The following is a 7,417-nucleotide window of genomic DNA, read 5'->3' as shown; positions in this document are numbered from 1 at the left end:
TATACCTGAAGGAGAAAATTCAACTATTGAAAGTGTAAAAGTAAATTCAACTGTAAGAGTAAAATCAACTGGAAAGAAGTGAAAGACTAAACGCAACTTTGCCCCGCCTAAAGTGGAATTTAACTTTTCACTTTAGGGGATTTTGAAATCAATAGTTTTTAATTGAAAATTAATGTATATGATGATATGATGGTCAAAATGTCGAAACAAAAGAAAAGGAAAATTTTATGAAGAATATAAAAAATATGATTGTTGTAGGTGGTTTGTGTTTATCGATTGCTTGCAGCGCTGTTTTTACATTGTCTCCAATGACAGTATATGCTATAAATACAATAGAATATGAAACTGAATATATGGAACCGATAGAAGAAAGTGATTATCTTGTAAATCAAAATTCACGTAATATTTTTACAAAAATTGCAAAAAAAGCAGTAAAAAAAGCTATAAATAATAAGGCAAGATTAGTTAATTTTGCTGAAAAGGTGGCTGGTAAAACTGTAGCAAAAAATGTAAATAAATTTTTTACACCTATAACAAGAGCATTAAAACCGTTATTAAAATGGTCGGAAATACCAGGGCAAGCTGTTTACGATGCTATTTTTACAGCAATTATTAATGCAGGTGGTAGTAGGTCTGTTGCGGCTAATGTGGCAAATGCTGTTAGAGAAGTATTAGAATGGACATTATTTTAATATGAGAGAAGACGATTATAAATTATCAATGGAAAAATTATATCAACAAAATAAATTGTTGATTTCGGCTTTATATGAAATATATGGAGAAGAAATTCAGTCAACAAGTTTATTTTGTTTAGAACATGATATTTCTTTTCTGACAAGGAACAAAATTATGATGGTTTTAAATAAGTATTCAATGCAGCATACAATGTCTGAATATTTATTTTGGAAAGAAAAGATATATTCAGAAGTAAAAGATTTTCCAAATTTGGATAATTGTGAATTTAAAAAAATGCTTTTGTTGTTTTGGAAAGATTATGTAATTACAGATGAATAACTATTAGAGATGCATATAAAATGCAAAAGAAGGACGGATTGTTCGATAGATTAGATTTCAGAGGATTGTTCGATAGATTAGATTTCATCTTGTCTTTTTCCGAATAATTAGGTATAATACATGAGAACACGAAGAAAAGGACTAGTATGTAATATACTTATATTGAGAGAGGAAGAGACTGGTGGAAATCTTCTTATAAGATATTATTGAATTCACCTTGGAGTGCGGCTAATCCCCGCCGTAACACTGACGTTATAAGTGATAAAGTGCATATAGTGTATACTATATGAATTTAGGATGGTACCGCGATTTAAGTCGTTCCTATTGGAACGGCTTTTTAATTTTTTAAGGAGGAAAGTTATGGATGAATTATTAAAAATCCAGGAAGAAGCACTTGCTAAAATTTCTGCATGTGCTGATGCGAAAGAATTAAATGACTTACGTGTATTCTATCTTGGTAAAAAAGGACCTATTCAGGCTGCTATGAAATCAATGAAGACTATGGCTCCTGAAGAAAGAAAAACATTTGGACAGGTTTCAAATAAGACTAAACAGGAAATTGGACAGGCTATTGAAGAAAAGAAAGCTTATTTAGAAGAAAAAGCTTTAAATGAACGTTTACTTGCAGAAGATATTGATATCTCTTTACCAGGTAATCGCTTACCAGTAGGATCTGTACATCCTTTAACACGTGTTAAGGAAGACTTAGAAGAATTATTCCTAGGTATGGGATATAAGGTAGCTGAAGGACCTGAAGTAGAATCAGATCATTTCAACTTCGAATTAATGAACTTACCTAAAGGACACCCTGCAAGAGATATGCAGGATACATTCTATATTGATGAAAATACATTAATGAGAACACATACTTCTCCTGTACAGGCACATGTTATGTTAGAAGCAAAGGGTAAAGGTCCTATCAAGGTTATCTGCCCTGGTAAGACATACCGTCGTGACGATGATGATGCCACTCATTCACATCAGTTTATGCAGTGTGAAGGACTTGTCATCGATAAGAATATCACTATGGGTGATTTAAAGGGTACATTAGATGTTTTCGCTAAGAAGATGTTTGGTGAAAAGCGTGAAATTCGTTTAAGACCTTCTTATTTCCCATTCACAGAACCAAGTGTAGAAGTAGATATCTCTTGTGCCAACTGTGGTGGTAAGGGCTGTGCTATGTGTAAAGGTACTGGATGGATTGAAGTATTAGGTGCTGGTATGGTTAACCCTCATGTATTAGAAATGTGTGGATTTGATCCTAAGGAATACCAGGGATTTGCATTTGGTATCGGACTAGAAAGAGTTGCTATGTTGAAATATGATATTGATAATATTCGTGATTTCTACAATAACGACTTAAGATTCTTAGAACAGTTCGAAAGAAAGGAGTAGTATATGTTAGCTAGTTTACATTTATTAAATAAATATGTGAAAGTAGATGATCAAGATCCTGCAGAACTTGCAGAAAAGATCACTCGTATTGGATTAGAAGTAGAAGGACAGGGACCTCTTGCGAAAGGGACTAAGCTTGTTGTTGGTTATGTAAAGGAATGTATTGAACATCCTAATTCTGATCATCTTCATATCTGTCAGGTAGAAACTGCCCCTGGTGAAGTAAGACAGATTGTCTGTGGTGCACCTAATGTGGCTGCTGGTGAAAAGGTTATTGTTGCATTACCAGGATGTGAACTTGAAGGTGGTAAGATTTCTTCAGGTGCTATCAGAGGCGAAAAGTCTGATGGTATGATCTGTTCTATTGCTGAACTAGGATTAGATAACCGTTTATTAAAAGAAGAAGATAAAGCTGGTATTCATGTATTACCAGAAGATGCACCAGTAGGTACAGAAGCACTCACTTATCTTGGTTTAGATGATTATATTCTTGATATTGGTTTGACACCAAATAGAGCTGATTGTATGGCTATGCAGTCTCTAGCTTATGAAGCAGCTGCTGTATTAGGTAGAAAGGTTACTTTACCAGAAATCAAGAAATATCCTGAAGAAAAGAGTGAAATTGAAGTTCATGTAGAAACTCCTTTATGCTCATTCTTTGGTGCTAAATTAGTGAAGGGTGTAAAAACTAAAGAATCACCAAAATGGATGCAAAATGCACTTCTTGCATCAGGTATCAAGCCTATTAATAACATTGTAGATATTTCAAACTTTGTCATGGTTGAAACAGGTCAGCCTATTCATATGTATGACTATGATAAGCTTGCAAAGAAGGCTTTCGTCATCAAGACTGGATTCAATCAGAAGGCTGTTCTTCTTGATGAAAATGAATATGAAATCTTACCTGAAGATGTTATTGTATCAACTGATGATGGCATTGGCTGTGTTGCTGGTGTTATGGGTGGTAATGACACTAAGATTGATGAGAATACTAAAAATATCGTTATTGAAGCAGCTACTTTTGATGGTGCTGCATTAAGAAATACAGCAAGACGTATGAACTTATTAACAGATGCATCACAGCATTATATCAAGGGTGCTATTGATACAATGAGTTCATTAAAGGTATTAGATCGCTGCACTGATTTATTAGTACAGTATGCGGATGCTGAAACTATTTATGAAACAGTACATACACCTCTTGATGAAACAAGAAAAACTGTTACTATCGAATTATCAAGAGTCAATGGCTTACTTGGTACTTCATTAACTGTTAAAGAAGTATCTGATATCTTCGATAGCTTATGCTTTGAATATACATTAGAAAATGAATTATTTACTGTAACTGTTCCTACATATCGTAATGATATTACTATGGATGCAGATTTAGTGGAAGAAGTCGCACGTATCTATGGATATGATAATCTTCCAACTACTTTACCTGTCATGAATATGACAGATGGTGTCTTAACACCAAAACAGTCTAAAGAACAGTTAATTAGACATACACTTGTAGACCTTGGTTTACATGAAACATTAACTTATACATTAACAAGCGAAGCAACTGTCAATGAATTCAACTTATTCCATTCTTTAGACAATACAGTTAAGTTAATGAGTCCTTTAGGTGAAGAAAGAAGTGCTGCAAGAAAATCACTTATTGGTTCTCTTTTACAGACAATTCATTACAATAATGCACATTCAAATAAGGATGTTAACATCTTTGAAATTGCGAATACATATTCTGACAAGGAAGTATCTAACTTAGCAATTGCAGTAAGCGGGGACTATGTCAATGTACCTTGGATGGGCAAGAAGGAAGCTGTTGATTTCTATCTTGTGAAAGGCTTTGTAGAAACATTATTCAAGAAGTTATGTATTGAAGAATCACGTTATACTTTTGAAAAGGTAGAAGCAGACAATAAGGACTTCCACCCAGGTAGAAGTGGTTATATCAAGATGGGTAAGGAAATTGTAGGTGTTATCGGACAGGTACATCCTGCAAAGGCAAAGGCTTATGAAGTCAACGATACATATGTGGCAGAATTGAATTTAACAGCTATTCTTGCATTACGTACTCGTGCCTTAAAATTCAAAGCTATTCCTCTATATCCTGCAGTATCTCGTGATATCGCTTTAGTTGTTGATTCAAAAGTACCTGCATCAGATGTTGTTAAGACAATCAAACGTGCAAGCAAACAGCTTGTAAAGAGTGCAGAAGTATTCGATGTTTATGAAGGTGAACATATGGAAGAAGGTAAGAAGTCATTGGCTATCTCACTATTATTCCAGGATCCATCTCGTACATTAGATGATGCAACAATCAACTCCGCTATGGAAAAAATTCTTGAAGCCTGCAAGAAGGACCATAATGCCGTGTTAAGAGGTTAAGATCAGTGCTTACACTGATCTTTTTTTCTTATGAAACTAATCTTTTCAGATTTGGATGGAACACTTCTTCATAGTGATAATACACTTTCTCATACGACATTACAGGCTATAAAGAAGGTGTATGCACATGATGATTTGTTTATTCCTATTTCTTCAAGATTTCCTGAAAGTATTCGCTTATTTGTCCCTTATAAAGCACCTCTAGTAGCCCATAATGGAGCAATGATTATTTTGAAGGATAAAATCATCTCTTATACAATACCAACGGATGTTGTCTATGATATATGTTCTTATTGCGATGATTTAGATTGGAACATTTATGATGGAGATAACTGGTATTCTACAAATCAATATTTTAAAGATCATGCAATAGAAGAGTCTTATATTGGTAAGGTATCAACTAAGATAGGGCTAGAAGACATTAAAAAAATACAGACCATTCATAAAATAGTCTGTATTGGATCTATTGATCATGTCACTTCTTATTTAAAAGAAACATATCCTTCTTTATATATAACACGTAGTGCTTCCTATTATCTAGAAATCACACATAAAGAAGCCACTAAAGCCAATGCGATTCAAGCAGTAGCCAATCATTATCAAACTCCATTAGAGAATACTATCGCTTTTGGAGATTATTATAATGATGAAGATATGCTAGAAATGGCAGGGGTAAGTTATGTCGTAGACAATGCCCCTGATGACTTAAAAGAAAAAGCAGATCATGTTACTTTGAGTAATAATGATGATGGTGTGGCCTTTATTTTAAATCAACTTTACGATAAGGAATCGCTTTAATGGTTTCTTTAAAGAAACCAGGATCTACTAAATCAAGAAGCTGAGCCCCTCTTTTTTCGATGTCTAAAGCAGGATGCTTATGCTTTGTGATGTTAGTGATGATCTTATATTCAGTATTCTTTTTAGCTGTTTTAATATAACGCTGTCCTTTAGTAGATAAGCCTAGGATATGAATATAATCAATGTCCATGGCTTTTTTCATTTCTTCTTTTGTGTTATGAAGAAGAATATGAATAAGCATTCTTTGTATTCTGCTTCTTGTATAACGTTTACTTGTTAAAGCATTGATGAGTTCCTCTAAATTGCAGATTTCTTGATTCACTTTATACAAGCGGTCATCCAAACCTTCTTCAATCATATGAAGCCCTTCAAGAGGAGTAAAGGTAATTAAATACTTTAAATAGGGATAGAACTCTTCTAACGTAAAGAAATGAGAATCTTTATAAGTTTCATATCCAGGTAATTGATGGGCTACATCAATTCCATGCTTCAACGCAATACGTAAAGAAGTTGCGCTGGAAATTTGTTCAATATCTTTTGCGTGATAATCATTAGTACGCTTAATACAATGCATAGAAATAGGATAATGATGATGAACCACCTCTTTGACATAACTTAATCCTAATAAGTCATTAGGTGTTCTCACTTCCTTATTTAAAATAAACTGTAAAGCTTGATTACAAGCATCAGGATAACGTAATCCATCCTTCATACCTTCTTTAACTTTCATATTGTAAGTATCAGGGTCTTGCTCAATACATTCAGCTATTTCTATGAATGTCTCTATATTGCCATCCTCACTGCCAAATACAAGATCAGTCACGCCCATTTCATGAAGTAATGTTACGGCACCTTTCGCAAAATAATCTGCACTCTGACAGGCATAAACAAGAGGAAGTTCTATAACGATATCTATGCCTTCTTCTATTGCAATTGCGGCTCTTTTTTGATAACTGATCATTGCCGGTTCTCCTCTTTGTACAAAAGAACTGCTCATGACACATATAGTTAAATCAGGCTTAATTAGTTTTTTAGCTTCCTGAAGATGTAAGCGATGTCCTAGATGATAGGGGTTATATTCTGTAATAATGCCAAGAATTTTCATGGAATCACCTCAAAAAGTATTTTATCATAATGGACTGATAATACAAATAATGATATACTTTTTGTATTAGGAGGATTATTAATATGGCTTTAGAATTTAGATATGATACACAGTTATTAATTGATGGTCATGACTTAGATGAAGATGAAATCAATGATTACATCACTGAACATTTTAAAGGAGACTGCCTTCTTGCAGTAGGTGATGAAGACTTAATTAAAATTCATTTCCATACAAATGAACCATGGCAGTTATTAGAATATTGTTCTACTTTAGGTGAAATCTATGACATCGTTGTAGAAGATATGGATCGTCAATCTAGAGGTCTTAAAGGATAACTTTCATCTTTGATGAAAGTTTTTTTATAACTATGTTTGGATTAGGTACGATTATTAACTGTAGTGCTATTGTTATAGCGGGAATTGCAGGCATGGTATTTGGAAATCATCTTAAAGAATCAATGCAGGATACTTTGATGAAGGTAGATGGTGTCGCTGTTATAAATTTGTGGCGAAAAACCCACACGCTTGCGTGTGGGATGAAAGCCACATTTCACTTGATAAATACTTAGAAAAATGATATATAATCTATGTATATTAAAGTATAGAAAGTAAACAAATCATTAGTAAAAGTAAACATGATATAAACACACATACAACAAAACAACCATCACTGTAATCAGAAAAATCCTAATAATGCTGCACATATAGCGAA

Annotated in this window: 8 protein-coding genes and 1 other annotated feature; of the genes, 7 read left to right on the top strand and 1 reads right to left on the bottom strand. The window is 33.6% G+C overall.

Annotation, left to right across the window (positions count from 1 at the left end):
• Positions 1-227 precede the first annotated feature (227 nt).
• From ABUA27_RS11395 to ABUA27_RS11375, 5 genes are all read left to right on the top strand, one after another.
• Positions 228-692: a YqxI family protein gene (locus ABUA27_RS11395; RefSeq protein WP_129981984.1), complete on the top strand. Its 465-nt coding sequence runs from the start codon at positions 228-230 to the stop codon at positions 690-692.
• A 1-nt stretch (position 693) separates the two neighbouring features.
• A complete protein-coding gene (locus tag ABUA27_RS11390; RefSeq protein ID WP_022424170.1) occupies positions 694-1,014 on the top strand; it encodes a hypothetical protein in 321 nt (106 codons plus the stop codon).
• A gap of 122 nt (positions 1,015-1,136) precedes the next feature.
• Positions 1,137-1,340 (top strand) — a binding site (T-box leader).
• 34 nt (positions 1,341-1,374) lie between these two features.
• The gene (gene pheS / locus ABUA27_RS11385; protein ID WP_040389820.1) at positions 1,375-2,409 is read left to right on the top strand and encodes a phenylalanine--tRNA ligase subunit alpha; all 1,035 of its coding nucleotides are present in this window, start codon (positions 1,375-1,377) and stop codon (positions 2,407-2,409) included.
• Between the two features lie 3 nt (positions 2,410-2,412).
• A complete protein-coding gene (gene pheT, locus ABUA27_RS11380; protein WP_349820744.1) occupies positions 2,413-4,800 on the top strand; it encodes a phenylalanine--tRNA ligase subunit beta in 2,388 nt (795 codons plus the stop codon).
• Between the two features lie 30 nt (positions 4,801-4,830).
• Complete coding sequence (locus ABUA27_RS11375) at positions 4,831-5,598, top strand: Cof-type HAD-IIB family hydrolase (RefSeq protein ID WP_287846575.1); 768 nt, start codon at positions 4,831-4,833, stop codon at positions 5,596-5,598.
• On the opposite strand, the gene ABUA27_RS11370 is transcribed toward ABUA27_RS11375, so the two are convergent.
• Positions 5,561-6,703, bottom strand: a complete 1,143-nt coding sequence (locus ABUA27_RS11370; RefSeq protein WP_287846576.1) for a nucleotidyltransferase — start codon at positions 6,701-6,703, stop codon at positions 5,561-5,563. The genes ABUA27_RS11375 and ABUA27_RS11370 overlap by 38 nt on opposite strands.
• A gap of 83 nt (positions 6,704-6,786) precedes the next feature.
• On the opposite strand from ABUA27_RS11370, the gene ABUA27_RS11365 reads away from it, so the two are divergent.
• Both ABUA27_RS11365 and ABUA27_RS11360 read left to right on the top strand, forming a co-directional pair.
• Positions 6,787-7,041 carry a fatty acid kinase subunit FakA-related protein gene (locus ABUA27_RS11365; protein WP_006505469.1) on the top strand — a complete coding sequence of 85 codons (255 nt, stop codon included), beginning with the start codon at positions 6,787-6,789 and terminating at the stop codon, positions 7,039-7,041.
• 32 nt (positions 7,042-7,073) lie between these two features.
• A complete protein-coding gene (locus ABUA27_RS11360; RefSeq protein ID WP_287846577.1) occupies positions 7,074-7,274 on the top strand; it encodes a DUF554 family protein in 201 nt (66 codons plus the stop codon).
• The last annotated feature ends 143 nt before the right edge of the window (positions 7,275-7,417 follow it).

The sequence above is a fragment of the Catenibacterium sp. RTP21428st1_D7_RTP21428_210409 genome, assembly GCF_040227455.1.
GTDB classification, from domain to species: domain Bacteria; phylum Bacillota_I; class Bacilli_A; order Erysipelotrichales; family Coprobacillaceae; genus Catenibacterium; species Catenibacterium mitsuoka_A.
This window is presented reverse-complemented; position numbering and strand designations above follow the sequence as displayed.

Excerpts from the sequence above, each read along its gene's own strand:
- ABUA27_RS11395 (WP_129981984.1), top strand. The coding sequence starts at position 228 with ATGAAGAATATAAAAAATATGATTGTTGTAGGTGGTTTGTGTTTATCG.
- ABUA27_RS11390 (WP_022424170.1), top strand. The coding sequence starts at position 694 with ATGAGAGAAGACGATTATAAATTATCAATGGAAAAATTATATCAACAA.
- pheS (WP_040389820.1), top strand. The coding sequence starts at position 1,375 with ATGGATGAATTATTAAAAATCCAGGAAGAAGCACTTGCTAAAATTTCT.
- pheT (WP_349820744.1), top strand. The coding sequence starts at position 2,413 with ATGTTAGCTAGTTTACATTTATTAAATAAATATGTGAAAGTAGATGAT.
- ABUA27_RS11375 (WP_287846575.1), top strand. The coding sequence starts at position 4,831 with ATGAAACTAATCTTTTCAGATTTGGATGGAACACTTCTTCATAGTGAT.
- ABUA27_RS11370 (WP_287846576.1), bottom strand. The coding sequence starts at position 6,703 with ATGAAAATTCTTGGCATTATTACAGAATATAACCCCTATCATCTAGGA.
- ABUA27_RS11365 (WP_006505469.1), top strand. The coding sequence starts at position 6,787 with ATGGCTTTAGAATTTAGATATGATACACAGTTATTAATTGATGGTCAT.
- ABUA27_RS11360 (WP_287846577.1), top strand. The coding sequence starts at position 7,074 with ATGTTTGGATTAGGTACGATTATTAACTGTAGTGCTATTGTTATAGCG.